General features: G+C 47.7%; 11 protein-coding genes. All 11 read right to left on the bottom strand.

Annotated features, from left to right (window positions below; translation table 11 throughout):
- Window positions 1-14: 14 nt before the first annotated feature.
- The 11 genes from MHH92_RS27950 to MHH92_RS28000 all read right to left on the bottom strand — a co-directional run bounded on the left by MHH92_RS27950 (window position 15) and on the right by MHH92_RS28000 (window position 17678).
- Complete coding sequence (locus MHH92_RS27950) at window positions 15-875, bottom strand: ABC transporter permease (RefSeq protein WP_235193717.1); 861 nt, start codon at window positions 873-875, stop codon at window positions 15-17.
- Window positions 876-1207: 332 nt separating this feature from the next.
- Entirely contained in the window at window positions 1208-2755 is a 1548-nt protein-coding gene (locus MHH92_RS27955; RefSeq protein ID WP_340907296.1) for a response regulator, read from the bottom strand.
- 269 nt (window positions 2756-3024) lie between these two features.
- Window positions 3025-3939 (bottom strand): class I SAM-dependent methyltransferase, encoded by a 915-nt coding sequence (locus tag MHH92_RS27960; protein WP_340907297.1) that lies wholly within the window; start codon window positions 3937-3939, stop codon window positions 3025-3027.
- Between the two features lie 204 nt (window positions 3940-4143).
- A complete protein-coding gene (locus MHH92_RS27965; RefSeq protein WP_340907801.1) occupies window positions 4144-5367 on the bottom strand; it encodes an MFS transporter in 1224 nt (407 codons plus the stop codon).
- 190 nt (window positions 5368-5557) lie between these two features.
- Complete coding sequence (locus MHH92_RS27970) at window positions 5558-7621, bottom strand: molybdopterin-containing oxidoreductase family protein (protein ID WP_340907298.1); 2064 nt, start codon at window positions 7619-7621, stop codon at window positions 5558-5560.
- Window positions 7622-8047: 426 nt separating this feature from the next.
- Window positions 8048-8899: a formate/nitrite transporter family protein gene (locus tag MHH92_RS27975; protein WP_315370521.1), complete on the bottom strand. Its 852-nt coding sequence runs from the start codon at window positions 8897-8899 to the stop codon at window positions 8048-8050.
- A gap of 376 nt (window positions 8900-9275) precedes the next feature.
- Entirely contained in the window at window positions 9276-10637 is a 1362-nt protein-coding gene (locus MHH92_RS27980; protein WP_340907299.1) for an FAD-dependent oxidoreductase, read from the bottom strand.
- 484 nt (window positions 10638-11121) lie between these two features.
- Window positions 11122-11601, bottom strand: coding sequence for a glutathione peroxidase (locus MHH92_RS27985; protein WP_047840764.1), 480 nt, complete (start codon window positions 11599-11601; stop codon window positions 11122-11124).
- A 240-nt stretch (window positions 11602-11841) separates the two neighbouring features.
- Complete coding sequence (locus MHH92_RS27990) at window positions 11842-12726, bottom strand: ABC transporter ATP-binding protein (protein WP_036612750.1); 885 nt, start codon at window positions 12724-12726, stop codon at window positions 11842-11844.
- Between the two features lie 489 nt (window positions 12727-13215).
- Window positions 13216-16422, bottom strand: a complete 3207-nt coding sequence (locus tag MHH92_RS27995; protein WP_340907300.1) for a GAP1-N2 domain-containing protein — start codon at window positions 16420-16422, stop codon at window positions 13216-13218.
- A complete protein-coding gene (locus MHH92_RS28000) occupies window positions 16419-17678 on the bottom strand; it encodes a TRAFAC clade GTPase domain-containing protein (protein ID WP_024632789.1) in 1260 nt (419 codons plus the stop codon). The genes MHH92_RS27995 and MHH92_RS28000 overlap by 4 nt, the downstream gene beginning before the upstream one ends.
- Window positions 17679-17711 lie beyond the last annotated feature (33 nt).

Here is a 17711-nt window from a genome sequence, read left to right on the forward strand (position 1 = left end):
GCTTCACCTTCCGATTACCATAGACTGGTTGAGTTAAGCTTTCTGCTGATCGCGTTTGCGATAATGAGCAGCGCGAAATTAATGACGCCGTTAAATAGTCCGATGGCGGTTGAGTACGTATAGTTCCCCTCCAAAATACCGGATCGATAAACAAAGGTGGATATGACATCCGATGTCTCATAGGTCGGTGCCGTTTGCATCAGCAATATTTTCTGAAAATCCGCGTTCATGACCGCCCCCATACGCAGAATTAACATGATCACAATCGTGGGCATAATGCCCGGCAGTGTAATATGTAACAGCTGTCTCCAGCGGCCTGCACCGTCAATTTTGGAAGCCTCATACAATTGAGGATCAATACCACTGAGCGCTGCCAAAAAGATAATCGAGGCCCAGCCTGCGCCCTGCCATATGTTGGACAGGATGTACATCGGACGGAACATATCTTTTTCCGCCAAAAACATAATCGGCTGCAGATCAAAAAAGTCACGAATGACGTTAAATAACCCACCATCCAGAGATGAGAACGTTTTCAACATTCCAACCACGACGACAACCGAAATAAAATGCGGCATATAACTGATGGTCTGTACTGCACCTCTGAACCACTTCTTCCGGACTTCATTCAGTAGCAGTGCTAGTAGAATCGGAGCCGGGAAACCAAACACAATACTGTAAAAACTTAAAATCAGTGTGTTCTTAATCAGTCGCCAGAAATAATAACTTTCAAAAAACATGGTGAAGTTGTCAAATCCGACCCATTCCCCTGCCAAGATTCCTTTGATCGGGTTGTAGGATTCCTGAAATGCCATCAGTAGCCCGTACATTGGCCCATAGCTGAAAATCAGATAGTAGGCTACCACAGGAACGAGCATCAGATAAACGTATCTGTTGCGGACAAGTTCCTTTTTCACCGAACTCCATTTGCCAGCTGGCTTCAAACGCCCAGGTTCAATCCCCCGGCTTCGATTCAGCTCCATCCACTCAACCTCCACTCTCGATGTTCATTCACTAACATGACACTTCTAATGATAGAAGCGTGCGCCTTTTCTTCCCATGCTCATTTCCGATAAATGGATGTTCAAAACCGAGTTCCGTCCGACAAAAAAAGACCCTGCTGCCGATGAATGGCGTACAGGGCCCGATCACAGATTAGATGTAGATCGGATATAAAGATTAGCTATGTAGAAGCGACAGCAACGCTGTCTTAGGGTACTTTTTTATACTCGGAAGGGGAGAAACCCGTGTATTTCTTGAACATTTTGCTGAAATACGGCCAGTTGGCACCAAACCCTGTCTGCTCGGCAAGCGAGGATACAGTGCAGTTCCCGTTCTGATCCAGAAGCTCCAAAGCTTTACGGATGCGGTAACTTAACACATAGTTCGTAAATTTCTCACCGGTTTCTTTTTTGAACATTTTGCCGATGTAGTCTGGATTCATGTATATTTCCCCAGCGATGGACTGGAGTGTTAATGTCTCGTCCTTGTAGCGTTTCTCTACCAACTGTTTCACACTGCCTACCATCTGCGATTGTCTGGAGCGATGTTGTTCATAGCGACGCAGGGTGATTTCCTTGCCAACGGCAAGCAAAAACTGTTGAAAAGAATGCAGGGTGCTGGATTCAATCATGCCTGGCAACTGGTCCATATACCTTTTCATCTCGGCAGAGCCACTGAGTCGAATCATCTCCATAAACATCTGAATAAGATAAGACTTCGTTTGGGATATATCGTATCGCAAGCTGGCAAGCAGCTGAAACATCCGGTTCAGCTCTGATCCCACTTCCTGCCAGTGTCCCGCCTTGATTGCAGTAACCATCCGCTCCGGATCGTATTCGAATTCAGGAAGAATGCGTTCTCCGGGAGAGTAAATATCCCGTTCCATAATGAGACTGCCCTCACCGAGGTAAAAGCGGTAATTGAGATAAACCAGCGTCTGCATGTACAAATGGCGTGCCTGCGAGAGGTCTCCTGGCTCGCTTAGCGCTATCGTGAGATCATCATGATAATATCGGGTAAATGTGGCGCGAATCTCATCGATATTATGGAACAACTGCGTTTCAGACAACTTGTCCTCCATGATTAGTAGCACATGCCTTCCAACCGTGGCACTTAAGATGGGATTGTGAAAAATATCTTCGGCAATGTTCTTCACCGCGAACAAGTGCAAATACTCATGATCCCCCTCAATCTCTACCAGCAGCAACCGCACACGCTGATCCTGAAACTGTACATCGAATAATTCCTCGAAATACTTCCATTCCTTGACCCCGTATGTTCTGTTCGTGACTAGCTCTTTCAGAAAATATTCCTTGGCATGCGGCAGTACACGCTCCAGATTATATTGGATCGACTGCACAAAACGCTCCTGATCGGTTAACTCTCGCTTCTCACTGACCAATTCACTGATAGCCTGTACAAGATGCTCCTCGCTGCAGGGCTTAAGCAAATAGTGCTTCACCCCATACTGCATGGCCGTTTTCGCATATTCGAACTCCGTAAAACCCGTGAGCATGATAAACGAGATATGCTGATACTTCTCTGCCACAGCTTCAACCAGCTGTAACCCATCCATTCCCGGCATGCGGATGTCCGAGATGATGATATCCGGGCGTTGCCGCTCGATTGAAGCAAGCGCTTCCAATCCATCTTGAGCAATGCCGATCAGTTCTGTTCCTAATCTGGACCAGTTCACCACACTGGAGATCCCGTCCGAGATCATAAATTCATCATCAACCAGCAAAACCTTGTACATCGTATGCATCCTCCTGCCTTTAACCAGTTCCATTCTATTATATGGGCATTATGCACAAATAGAGGGGAGGACATTGAATGACATGGAATTGCACCCTAACAAGTCTGATTGTTGAACATTTGTATCACGTGTGATGTTATTGGCTACAGAATCATGGTTTGTGCTGTTCCTTTGATCAAACCAAACAACCTTCACCCTGCCACAGGGTGAAGGTTTGCCGCTACTATGCAAATGCGGGCTATATAGGTGACTTACATGCCCGGATCGATTTATTTTTTTACTGCGTGAATGAAATGTATCGTTTCAAATGCCCTTAGATGATCAATTCGATCCTGGAAAAACTGTTCCTGAATCGCCTCGGGAGTCAGATGCTCATAAATAAGTAGCCCTGCTTCATCAAGTAAGGCCTCCATCTCCACATATGCGTAGCCGGATTGCATGGGCTCACCACCCATTGCAGCCAATTTAATCATATTTTCAACCCGATTAAACATTCCTTTTTCCTCAAAAAGGTGCTCATCTGCATAATCCAGAACTATAGAGCTTCCGGATGGCAGGTTCGCAAACACATGACGAATCACGTTAAACAGATCATTTTGGGGCAAATAATACGAAACACCCAAGAGACTAGCCAACGTCTTCCGTTTCTTCAAACCTTCAATAGTCAAGCTGTCATTCGAAAGCTCACGCGTAAAATCCATGGGTACAAAGTGAAGATTGTCCGGAATAGTCAGCTCGGCCTGATTCAGCCGCTCTTTCTTGAATTGCTGTGTAGCCGGATAATCCACTTCAATGATATCCAGCGTGTCCTCCAATTCCGGATGCCTCAAAGCAAACGTATCCATCCCGGCGCCAAGAATGACTACCTGCTTCAATCCCAACGCGACTTCATGCAAAAGTACATGCTCACAGTAAGCGGCCCTAGCCAGAGTTATTGGAGATAACTGTACCTGGGTAATCCATTTTAGAACCTTTTCCGGGTCGTCCTTGAGCTCGTGAGCCATATCCGGGTTGAAAAAATGAATGCCTCTAACCATGTTATTGCTGATATCTGAAAACTCTTGAGGAGAGATCAGCAATTTCGCCATAAAATCATCGAAAATGAGGGGTGTGTCATGTTGGCTGTGATAGGCTCGGCCAAAAGTCGAAATCAATGATGTGATACTGGATTCATTTTGCTTCATACTTATTCCTCCCGTACAAACAAAAATAAGATTCCCCTGGCCAGGAGAATCTTATTATATACGGAATATTTTTATATGTAAATTATAGCATAAATATATTTTTTGTCAACTATAATTTACGAATGAGCAGACAGATTACAGTGGATTTACCGTCCACTTCAACTCGTTCTTCCTTCCGCATCCTATCCAACCCGATGAGATCTGTTAGGCGTCCATTCCATACTCCTTCACTTCACGATTACGGTTCAACACCGCATGCAACACAAAACCAAGTACCGCAATAACTGCTGTGCCTGTTGCCAGCCACGCTACCGGAATAAGTCCCTGTTTGTCATACATGACCCCCATCGCATAGGGGCCGATAACCCGTCCAACCGCACCGATCCCACCCGATATTCCGATGTAAAAAGGCGCCGCCCTGCCCGCATGCTCCGAGATAAACGCAGGTGTTGCAGGGGAGATCAACATCTCTCCAAACGTGGCAAGTACCATTGCAAGCACCATGCCTGGATAGCTGTACATGGTAATCATGACGATATAGGCCATGCCATAGAATACCGCACTCGCGGTCATCTGGGCAGTGGAGGTACGGGCCATGGTCCGTTTCACCCAGCTGGTAAAAGGTTGGCCCACAAAGATCAGCACCCCGTTCAGGGTCCAGAGCAGACCGTACATTCTTTTTTCCATACCCTCAGAAATGATATACGGGGACACACCTGTGTTCCAGATGGAGTTGCCGAATAACAGGAAGAGCACGCCCAAGCTCATAAACAGATATAATCGGGTATTACCCAGCAATGCCCAGACGCCCGGCCCATCGGGGACGGTTTTGCGTTTGGTCAGATGTACTTCCCCCTGATCCGGTTCGACCCGCGACAGATAATACCAGAAGAAAATTGCAAACCCGGCTGAGGTCACTCCGTTCAGTACAAAGCTGAGGTGATAGGAAAAGTCAGCCAGAAAACCACTCAGCGCCGTACCAATCGCCACCCCAATATTGTTCGCCACATAGATAATATTGAATAATTCACCGCGTCGCTCCGTAAACCGGAAGCCAATAAAGGCCTGAATCGCTGGCAGCGACAATGAACTGAACAGCCCAATCCAGCCCATGGCACATATAAATACGACCCAATACGCACTAATCCACGGCAACGCAAACAAACCTAACGCATTAAGCGCCAGTGAACCAATGATCAGCTTCTTCACGCCTACTCTGTGATACAACGAACCACCAAGCAATTGTCCAAAGATGCCACCCAGTGACTGAATGAGGATCACAAAACCCGCGTTAGCCATCGTCCGTCCAAGCTCATCAAACACATACATGGTGGTCAGCGGCCACATCAGTGCACTGCCTGTTGCGTTAACCAGACTTGCTAATAAAAATATTCTCACTTCTTTTGGATAGTTATCCAGCCATCTCATCATCGTTAATTCATTCTCCTTAGTACCTCTGCACAAACAAAGAGCCATACAAAATAGACCTTTGCCCTGACGGCTAACCATAACCAGCCAGAGCGAAGGTTTTATGAAGTGTTACATCTATTGCACTTTAATCCTGCTCAAATTCTAGCCTTTGTTCATCTTACCTCAAAAAATCACGCTGCAAGCACACTCATTGACGCTTCACTTCAACAGTGGCCGAGAAAAAGGTCGCCCCGTTCCCCATGTCCGACAAGCGATTGGACGTCAGTGAATTCGCTCGCTGCTTCTTGCCGTCACCATCCCACCATAAACCTTGGCTGATGACGGTTCCCGGCAGCATGGCTTCACTCACCTTGGCGGTAAGTTCGATACGCCCACGATCATTCCATACGACTACTGCATCTCCATCCTCCACGTTTCTGCGGCTAGCGTCCTCAGGGTGCATTTGCAAAAGAGGCATCTTTTCCAAACGCTGGTGTTTGGCTGAATTGCCAAAGGTGGAGTTCAGGAAATTATGGTTCGGCGGCGATAGGAACATCAGCGGATAAGTATCGGCAGGTCCAGCCGGATTCTCCCCATCATATCCTTCAATCAGAGCGCTATAGGTAGGGAGCGGCGGAAGCCCTCGCTGTTCCATTGTCTCCGAATACAACTCGATTTTGCCTGAAGGCGTAGGCAGCTGATCCAGAAATGCAGCATGTGGTGTCATATCCAGCTTCACGAATCGGTGTTCCTTCAGTCCTTCTAACGTAACTCCATTCATGTAAGGATTGCCTGTATCCTGGAGTGCATCCTTAATCATCTGCTCCGGTGTTTCTCCGAAGATTGCAGGATCGTACCCCATAGCCTGCCCAAGCAGTGAGAACAGTTCCACATTACTCTTGCTCTCCCCAATCGGTGCAATCACCGGCTCTTGCAGATGAACGTACTGATGCCAATAAGAGGTGTACAGGTCCGTCGCTTCAAATGAAGATGTGGCTGGCAATACAATATCTGCATATTTCGCGGTATCCGTTATGAACAGATCGTGTACAACCGTGAACAGATCTTCCCGTGCAAAACCTCGCTCCACCCGCTCGGTATCCGGTGCCACAACCAGTGGATTGCTGCAGTAAACCATCATCGCTCGGATTGGCTGCTCTGCTTCCAGCAACGCTTCACCAATCCGGTTCATGTTCACCACTCGCGGCTCCGGATTCTGCCGCAGCTCCGGACGTTCGAGCGCGTCGCTATTTGTGCTCGCGTAGCTGTTAGTGCGAACGGCACCGCCGCCTTGCTTCAGCCACTGCCCTGTAATCGCAGGCAGACATGCAACGCTACGCACGTTCATCCCCCCATTATCATGGTGCTGGAGGCCATTGCCGATGTGAATATGAGCTGCTTGTGCGTTGCCGTATAGTTCGGCCAGCTCCACAATGGTTTCCTCCGGCACGCCCGTAATGCGTGCAACACGTTCAGGGGTGTAACTGCGGACATGATCACGTAGTGCCTCATGACCTATCGTATACTTTTGCATAAACGCTTCATCCGTTAGTCCCCGTTCGAATAGCACATGCATCAAACCCAGCGCCAGTGCGCTGTCCGTGCCCGGATACAGCGGAATAAACCAGTCGCCCCACTGGGCCGTGCGATTGCGATGAACGTCGATGACGACGATCTTGGCGCCTTTTTTACGGGCTTTCTCCGCCAAAACGACCTGATGCATATTTGTACTGACGATATTACCACCCCACACCAGGATGAGATCCGCATGCTCCGTATCTTCCGGCACCGTTCCCCGATTGGCACCCATCGTATATTTCCAGCCGGTATTTCCAGCGGAGTTACAGATCGTCTGCTCCAGTACACTCGCACCAAGCGCATTGAAGAAACGCCGATCCATACCGTCTACGCCGAGAATGCCCATGTTACCGTAAAAGCTGTAGGGCAGGATGCTCTCCGGGCCGTAGGTTTTGGACAATGCAGTGAATTTGGTCGTAATCTCGCGAATCGCTTCATCCCAACTAATTCGTTCGAACTTGCCTTCACCTTTGGCTCCTACACGTTTCATCGGATATTGTAGACGCTCGGGGTGATATACCCGCTCGGTCATATTTCTGACTTTATTACAAATGGCACCCTTGGTGATCGGATGATCCGGATTGCCTGCCACCTTCACAATTTTGCCGTTCTCTTTATGTAATAACAGACCACAAGTGTCCGGACAGTCGAGCGGGCACACCGCCGCAAATACACCATTCTCCTGATCGATCATCGTAAGGCTCCCCTCTTTAAAAGCTATCCCTATATCATATCTTCTTCGAGGTTATCGCGCAAAGAGAACAGTATGTTTTTGCTTCATATTCGCCGCTATGGCGGCTTTAAATTATTTTCAAAAAAATGTTTTTGAGTTTGATTCAACTTCAGAATTCAGGGGTAAATTAAAAATAAGGCATTAGGCTAGTGTTTCCCCACTTCCTCCTCATGCCATATCATGGACCACTCCCGAAATTCGCCATGAACAGGTTTCGTTCCCCCGAACCTTGTCATGGCGAATTTATTTTGCGTTAAACTCCAACAAGGACCTCATACAAAAAAAACGATCCCGCCCTGCTCCATCACAGCATATTCGCCATGAACCGAGCAAGATCAGAATCGTCTTCACTTCTAATACACGTGTATCCATACCTCGCTGTGCCCACTATGCTTGTTTGCTCAACATCACTCTAGCCTCCGTCTCCACAGCTTCGATCGACGTTGCTATCTCCGGCTTCACTTTTGGCTCAGCTTGGCGCAGGTACACCACCCAATAGGCTGCAGCTACAAACAGAGCACCACCAGTCAGATTCCCGAGCCATACCGGAATGAAATTCATCACATATTGACCCCACGAATAATGTCCTTCAAAGATTGCCGCCGGGATGAGGAACATATTGGCCACAACGTGCTGGAATCCAATCGCCACAAATGCCATCGTTGGAAACCAAATGCCCAGTACCTTGCCACTCATCGTATCCGAAGCATAAGATAACCACACGGCCAGCGCGACCAGCCAGTTACATCCGATGCCAGAGATGAAAGCTTGCAAGAAGCCGTCATGCAGCTTATGCCCAGCCATATCCACCACTTTCGCCAGATATACACCTTCTCCGGTCAGACCCAGCACATGTCCAAACGCGTACGCGACAAACAAAGCTCCAACAAAATTACCAATCGTCACTAAGGTTAGATTTTTCAACATGCTACCCACAGATAATTTTCTTGCAATCGTAGCAAGTGGAACTGCCATCATGTTACCTGTCAGCAGCTCTCCACCACCGATGAGTACCAAGATTAATCCAACCGGGAACACTGCTGCTCCAATCAGATTGACCAGACTTCCCCACTCAGCTGGCGCAGAAGCAATCACCCGAATATCCAGTAGAAACCCCAGCGCAATAAAAGCCCCTGCCAGAAAACTAAGCACCAGTACAGAAGACACCGGATATTGAGCCTTCTTCATTCCTGTTTGCGCCGTATATTGTGCAACCTCAAGAGGTGTTTTTGCTGCCATATCATTCATCCTCTCCTTCATTGTTCATCGTTTGGAAAAACGACCTGAATTTCATTGTTTATGCGTTGAATACCATATCTCAATTGTATCTTGGTACTGCGCAAAACTTTGTGCAAATTATCACAATGTTGTTTAAAAAGATACTTTCAGAGCGTCTTTGAATAGTTAAGTCAGCAAGAGTGTAGTAAGGCCTTTTGTAGCTAAAAAAATCACAAAAAAGACTGACGATATACTCGCCAGTCTTCTTTTCCTTTATAATCATCCGCCTTGTTTCGTAATCTTGGCAGTTATTGTACTCCTCTTATTTACGGACAAGCATGACTTATCTTTGTATGGCGTTTATCATGCCCTCTGTTCAACCATCTATTCTGCTTCCTTACACCATTGCTGGTGCTTTTACTTTTATTGGAGGCAGTGCTTGCAGACCAGCCGTGTTCAGGAAGTTCCATGGTTTGTTGTAATGTGGCTGGAAGAAGAAGTCGATGAAGGCCAGCTCATCTACGGTCATGTTATTTTGGATGCAGACCGAGATCGTATTAATCGATTGGGTCAGATCAACCTGAGACATCACCTGTGCTCCAACGATCCGACGAGTAGCCTGCTCATATACCACTTTAAGCAACAGTTTCTCAGCCGTTGGCATAAACTCCGGACGGTAGCTGTCTTCCAGTACGACAGATTCAACAATCAGGCCTTCGTCAGCAGCAGACATTTCCGTCATCCCTGTACCCGCGATATTTTGCTCATAAATTTTGATACCCGATGTTCCTTGTGTACCCATATACGGTGTCGTAGGACGAACCAGGTTACGGGCTACGAGTGTACCCATCCGCACGGCGTTGGTTGCCAGTGGAATGTAAGATGCTTTGCCTGTTGGGTTGTAATGAATAGCACAGCTGTCACCCGCAGCGAAGACGTCTTTTTGACTCGTTTGCATATATTTATCCACGATGATTGCGCCGTTTGGTAGCATATCCACTTGGCCTTTGAGCAGCTCTGTATTTGGACGGAAACCAATGCACAGAATAACCAGATCGGTTTCGAACTCTCCTTTGGACGTGATCACCTTAGTCACTTTGCCATTTTCACCAGTAAACTTCTGTACCGTTTGACCAAGAGCCAGTTTGATGCCGCGTCCAGTCAACGTATCTTCAATCGCATCCGTGAATTCAGGGTCCAAGTATTTGTTCAAAATACGGTCCACACTGTCGATCAGGGTAACTTCCTTGCCGTTCATCTGGAAAGCCTCAACCAGTTCTACGCCGATATATCCTGCACCTACAACGGTAACACGTTTGGCATCTTTGGCTTTTTCAATAATCGTGTTGGAATGATTGTAGTTTTTGCAAAGTAAAATGTTGTCCATCTCGATGCCTTCAAGCTTCGGAACGACAGGCCATGACCCCGTTGTCACGATTAGTTTGTCAAACGTATCTTCAAATTCTTCCCCGGTTTGCAGGTTTTTAGCCTGAAGGGTATGGCCCTTGGCATCTACTGCTGTTACTTCATGAAGCATCTTAGTCTCAACACCAAGCTCTGCCAGTTGATTAGGAGAAGAATAGAACAAGCCGTCAGGGTCTTTCACAACCCCACCTACGTAGAGTGCAATGCCACAAGATAGGAAGGAGATATTGTCATTGCGCTCATAAACGGTGATGGTAGCATCCGGGTACAATTTAGCGGTATTTACGATGGCTGCGGTTCCTGCGTGTGTACATCCGATAACTGCGATTTTCATTAAAAGTTCCTCCTCGAAATATATAAATGAGTTTGAATATAATGTTGTTATGGTTGTGAAACATTTCACTTCTTGTTCGAAACTGTGTATGTGATTTATTTCACTTTATACACTCATTATAATGTGATATTTTTCACATTGCAATAGGTTGAGCAAAAAAAGTTTGTCGAAGGAGGTCATTTCCCTGTATTTAAGCCTTTCTTCCCTTCATTGTATTGATTTCATTGTCCCCGGATTTGGGCGGGTTTATGCTATGTAATGGCTTCCGTGATCCCTGTATGAACACAGTGTGGACGTATAAAGTTAGAGTCCTCTCTTACATTCATGTTTTACTTGTACAAAAAATAAATGGCTTCAATTTTCATTACAGGGTTGATTTCATGGATCCGACTCCTACCTGTGAAGAGAATAAATCCGCGTATATAAAATAATCAAAGAAGCCCATCCTTGCTTATGCAAGGACAGGCTTCTCAACGTTCATGTATTAACCGAGCAATTTCTCGATATCTGCAATCATTGTCTCCGGAGATTCTTTCGGTTCAACACGACCTACCACTTCACCTTCACGGTTAACAAGGAACTTGGTGAAGTTCCATTGGATGTCGCTTGTTTCACCTACGCCAGGTTGTTGCTCCTTCAGGTATTGGAACAGGGGATGAGTGTCCTCACCATTCACGTCTACCTTGGCAAACACCGGGAAATTCACACCATAGTTAATCTGGCAAAATGATTCTGCTTCCTCACTTGTACCTGGCTCCTGCCCTCCAAACTGGTTACAAGGGAAACCCAGTACAACCAAGCCTTGATCGCGATAACGATCATAGAGCTTTTGCAATTCACCGTATTGCGGGGTCAGCCCACACTTGCTGGCTGTATTGGCAATGACCAATACTTTACCTTGATACAGATCCAGTGAGACTTCTTGGTTCGCGGTGGTTACCGCCTGATATGAATATACGGACATGACTGATTCCTCCCATGACATATGTTGGTTTGGGCTGTTGCGAGCATGTTGGCATAACCAATGAACTCACAGCCTGTCTTATTATTATAGACCTGATCCGATGCGATTACCAAATCCAGGGTCTACCCGTCCCCTTTGCTCCCATGCATTGCAAATCCCCCATGAATGCAAAAGAGCCGCGTGCGATAGCGCACAGCGGCTTCATTCTATAATGTAAGGACCCACATATGGCCCATTTCGTTAACTTCCTGTCGCTTGAACACGTGGTTCTGCCCGTCCTCCAGCATGAACCATCGCACTGTTCATGACCAGCTGCTCTGGCGTCTTCGATTGCTGGCGTTCGCCTGCAAGAGCGTAAGGCAAGCAGAGCGGTACACCGGAACGCGGATCAATCACGATATCTGCTTCAATGTTGAATACCTCACGAAGCACATCCGAATTCATAACTTCTACAGGTGAACCATGAGCAATGGCTTTACCTTTTTTGATACCAATCATGTGATGTGCATAGCGGGAAGCATGATTCAAGTCATGCACAACCATAACAATGGTACGGTTGGCTGTGGCATTCAGTTGCTCCAGTAATTGCAATACTTCGAGCTGGTGAGCCATATCCAGGAACGTAGTCGGCTCGTCCAGGAAAAGGATATCTGTTTCTTGGGCAAGTGCCATGGCAATCCAGGCACGTTGACGCTGTCCACCGGACAGTTGATCAATCGGACGATCATGGAATTCAGTCATGGCTGTCACTTCGATAGCCCATTCAATCATACGTTTGTCTTCCGCACGCATGGAGCCAAATCCTTTTTGATAAGGAAAGCGACCATACGATACCAATTCAGTAACGGTAAGACCTTCAGGGGCTGTTGGATTCTGTGGCAAAATCGCAAGTTGCTTGGCAACTTCACGCGTGGACTGTTTATGGATGGACTTCCCGTCGAGCAATACATTACCTGCTTTTGGAGCCATAATACGTGCCATCGTTTTCAGGATGGTTGACTTCCCTGAACCATTGGCTCCAACAAGTGCTGTAATTTTTCCTTGGGGAATCTGAATATTCAGATCCTCTACAATTAGTCTTTCCTCATAAGCGATATCCAGCTTGGTCGTCTCCAGACGAAACATGCGATCATCCCTCTCTCATTTATCCCGGTTATGTAATCCGGCTATGACAACAAAAACGAAATTGTAATTCTGTGATTTCCGACGCAAATATCTTCTACACTAAAGATACTGATAATCATTATCATTTGTCAACATAAAAAACCAAATTTTCTTCTCTTTTCGTGCTTTATTTGCTCTTTCTGTAGCAGAAATTCCTCTCTTTTCCCAAGTACACATGAGATCTTTTCTCATTCATTTCGCGCACTTTATCACTTCTGACTGTTTTTCAAACTCTTGAATCGCAAATTTTGTGTCCGAATTGTGAATGTGTGAGTTTTTTTCATGTGTTTGCTATATATTCGCCATATCAAATAAAAAAAGATGACCTTGAAATCTAAAGTTCAAGGTCATCTCACATACGCTCGTTTAATAAGGTATGAAGTCAGCATTTTTAATTATTGGATCAAAAGACACTTAATGAATCTATGCAATATGCTCATATAAAATAACTTACAGCTTCGGCTGAGGCATCAATTGAATTACAGTCATACTGCCCTGCGTACTCTTCACACTGGCAATACTCTCGGCATCCATATTCGCTGGAAGATCGATCTGCAATCCATACGGATAGAGACGATCTACCTCTCCAATAGACATCTGTGCAGGAGTGTTCGCATCCTGTTCATTGGATACAGATGTGTCAGGCGATGTGGAACCAGTAGCTTGATCGGCATCCGTACCTTGCTCCGTGTCTCCACTCCCAGCATTAGACGGTGCATTCGTCCCTGTATCCGTTGTTGTATCAGTAGCAGGATCTGAAGTGGAATCACCCGATGTTGAAGGATCGGCCTGCTGATCGCCATCCTCCGTCTGCTCTATGTTTCCCGCTGAAGAACCATCCGTGCTTCCTTCGGAAGTACTTCCTGAACCACCATCGGAAGGAACTTGGGTATCTGGCTCCTCATTCCGATTAAAACTCTCCCACTTGCCTGTAGCATCCAACTCCTGCGTGCTGCCATCTTTCATCGTCAATTGAAGTTTGCCTTGCTCAAACTCAGTGCTTCCCGTATCGTTCCTGAAACGGATCACCAGTTGAGCAGGTGATTGCGTACCCTCCTGCTCACTCGCAGGAATCATATAAGCAATCTGCTCCGCGAGCTGCACCTCGGGTTCAGCCGGTATGACAGGCTCCTGGGTAGATGGAGGGGATGCCGCTGGCGGCTCTACAGAATCTTTCATCCATGCATATGTACCGCCAGCAATACCCAGAACCAGGATCAAGAGGATTAATCCGAACAGATTTTTCCTTTTACCCGTTAGCATCCGCACCAGTGGAGAGGACAATTCCGTCTTCGCACGGTCATAGACCGGTTTCATTGTCTTGCTGGCTCTCACGTAATACGGTTTGAAAGCTGACTTCGACTTGAATGCTTCACGGTCATGGGCTTTGAAATACGCCACGATGGCATCCGCATATCCTTTATGCGCATTGGAACCCCGGACAAACATCCGATGATCTCCTGACCATTCGAAGAATGGATACAGCCCTTCAGCACGACTTGCATTGGTGCGGATGAATTCAATCAGGCCAGGATAATCCAACCGATTGCTGCCGCTTCCTCCCCTATAAAAAGCCATCGGCAAAGCTTCATATGCCGCAATCCCCGGATGAGCCTGTAGCTCTCCGGCAAGCCAGCGACGCGTCCAGCGTTGAAGTTCATTGCGTTCTGCCAGGGAAAGTGCCTCCAATGCCTCTTCTTCATTCCCCTCGCCACTAAGCCACACTCTCGCAGCCAGCATCATGTTCGTTCGAGCAGATACATCAGAACCCTGACGTGCCGCCCAATCCTGAACCTCATTGCCATGCTGCAAAATATCAATGCTTAATAGCTGTTCACGGTTAACCCGTTCCAGATCCAGATCCTGAATCATAAACAGGTTAATGACATAAGCAAGCTTGTCTGCAAGGCGGGTTAACTCCTCCTGATATGCCGGATCTTGACTGGCAGACGGAGATCCCCCTTTGCGATTAGGACGGGCTGTAGCTTCAGATTGACCAATTCGTGCCGTAATGCCTGTATCATAGGTGACATCAGCAGATACCCGATCCAGTATGTTAACACGCTGGAGGGCTTCATTCGCAGACTGTACCGGATTAGGCGCAGAACATAACCGTTCACGCAGCTCATTGGCTGTCCGCTCCTGCAAGAAGCTGTAGTGGATCGCAGATGGATGGGACGTAACCCATCTTCGGATCACTTCCACAACGTTCGCTGCCGATTCCGTGCGTTTCAGCTGATTGTCCAGATAAGGCTCGAACAACAGCTTAGTGAGCGATTCATTGGCCAGCACTTTATCAAAGAAAGCCCGATTCAGCTGCGGATCCCGATCCAGCACAGCATACAATTCCTGCACAGCACGCATACGCTTCTGGGCGCGGGCATTATTCACACCGTAGATAAAATAGTCCACAATCCGGGATTGCACCACGGGCGTGGCAACACTGAAATATTCGCCAATGCGAGTTGCGACGTCTTCTTCGGGTACGTTCTCACGCTTCACGCTGTCCAGTTCCCTGCTGAGCAAGGTCAGGAACAGCTCGTTCAGACGGGAACGTTGCTGCAATCCACCATCCGGCTTCAAATAGGTCAGCAAGCCACTCAGGACATGACTTTTGTTATCCAGATAGAGGTCTTCCATGCCTTGTTCAAGACCATAGAACACCGCAAGTTCGCCATATGCTTCAATGGAAAGTTCCCGCCCAGGTTCCATGCCGGACATCATTTCATCCGCAAACGTATAGAACGCATCCGCCGCCGCAGGTTCCTGCAATAAGGCCCAAGCGAATTCTGCATAAGGTAACTTCGCCACAGATGCATCCGCATGTGTCACTCTGCCGGATACCAGATCAAAGGTGAAATCCTTCTCCGTATTCCGGTCTTTCGGACGTAACGTCCCTCGCTCAACAAACTGGACGTGGATGCCCTTCTTGGCCTGTGGCTCCTTGGCAAACGTCATGAATCCCAGCTGCCGCCGGAATGCGTAGGGTAAAGCCGTGTACAGCAAACGTAACAATCCTTTGGCCCCTGCGGTCACTTCCTCTGCGGGAAGGTCCAGCGCAATGTATACTTTTCTACGTGTCGCTACAGACTGCATTACCGCATAGAGCAGGCGCTTGAACAGCACTTCGTTCATCTTCAAGGTGCTCAGCACTTGGGTTGGTGATCCTACGCCAGCATCGGTCGCCCCACCCTGTCCGCTCCTAGGTGATATAGGCAATTCAGCAAGTGCTGGCAGAACTGTACCTTGTTCGATGTCATAGGACGTGGCGAACACGGCATCCAGCCAGCCGCCTTGTTTCATCTGCTCTTCCGAGCGTTCGGGAGACAAGACGTAATTATGTGCAAAAAAGGCACTGCGCAGCCCGGTGAAATCCGCAGACTGGTACACATTTTGCCCAAGGATTGTCTCCCCACTCTCCAGATGAAGCAGGTGAATGGCAGCCGGAAACTTCGTCTCGTCCTTCTCGCTACGGCCTGTTAGCTCCGCTGGAGCATCATAGACACAGTAGGGGTGAAGCACTTTTTTGATAAAAGAAGGGTCCAGTCCCGGCGATGCCGCAACCGTATCAAACCCCTCTGTTGTGCGAAACACCCCGCGCCGCTCCCGGGTATACAGCTGTTGTTCAATGGGCGGGGTTACGGAAGAACGCATCATCCCACTCTCCCCTCAATGTACTTCAGCTTGTACAATAGCCATAAGAAGGGTTCATCCACGCGAATCGGACTAACCACACCCTGCAATTTCATATCCACCGGATTGCTACCCAGCGCAGAGACTGCGAAATAGGCTGTATCCTTGAAGTACACATCCATCGTGCCCTTGAATGGGCGATCCACCTTCTCGATAAAACGCCGGATCTCCCCGTCGATATTCTCGAACTCGGTTAAGTCGAACCAATCGCGGTGCACCATGTTGCGGAAGACATTACTGTTGGATTTGATATAATCCCCCTCTTCATCCTTGAGGGAATGCAGCATGTCGCTTTTCGTGAGCACAACGGCTGTTGGAATATTCGTTTTGGCTTTGTCCTGATACGCGATAAAATCTCCAAACATCGTCAGTACCACGTCACGTGGTTCATCGTATCGTGGTGTCCACTCTCCCGGCTCGTTGCCAAGGTTAATGCGGATTTTGTCCCGAATCGATCGAATTTGAAGCGGGTCCACCATGAACAGGATACCTGCCGAGTTCTTGATGTGTTGCCCGTGAAGTCCGAGATAATCCTGCTCCACCATACCTTCACCCGCAACGTCAAAGAACACCAGTGTCAGCGGCGCTTTATCTTCGTCCTTGAACACAAACTGGAAGATAAACGGCTCCTGCAACTTTTCCTTCTGTGTGGAATCCAGCAGATCGCCCCGTTCAAACAATGGTTCTTCATAATCCGCACGGAACCGGCGGCTGATCTCCGCATTCAATGGCATGCAAGCCGCGTCAAAATGATCGGCCGTATAATGCTGCAATGTATGAATTAATGAAGTCATGTAGACGGATTTACCTACCTGGGATGCACCAATGATGGATATGATATTGCTCGGTGCTTTACCTGCCGTAACAGGCAGCTCGTTATGACATTGCGGACACAACCGGCGACGTGTAACGACACCATACCGATCGTTCAGCCCCATCACGATGTTATCTGAATAAATCCGGTGTTCCTCCGGTACATCATGAGGTGCCAATACCGCCTCCATATCAAATACCGTGTCGAGTCCGAACCTTTCGCGATACCGATTCAACTTCGCATCTTCCCCGAGTGCGTAGTCCTCATCATCATCGCGGTGATGGGCGGCGCGGAACACCACCTCTTCCGGTGAAAACTTGCTGAAACAATAAGGGCATACAATATCATAAAACAGCGGACGTTCCTCCGGCTGTTGTCTCTTCAAAAACCGACTAAAAAAGCTCATAGCCACTCCCCTCCCCTGATCAGTCAGACTAAG

This window comes from Paenibacillus sp. FSL M7-1414, assembly GCF_038003195.1.
Lineage (GTDB): Bacteria > Bacillota > Bacilli > Paenibacillales > Paenibacillaceae > Paenibacillus > Paenibacillus amylolyticus.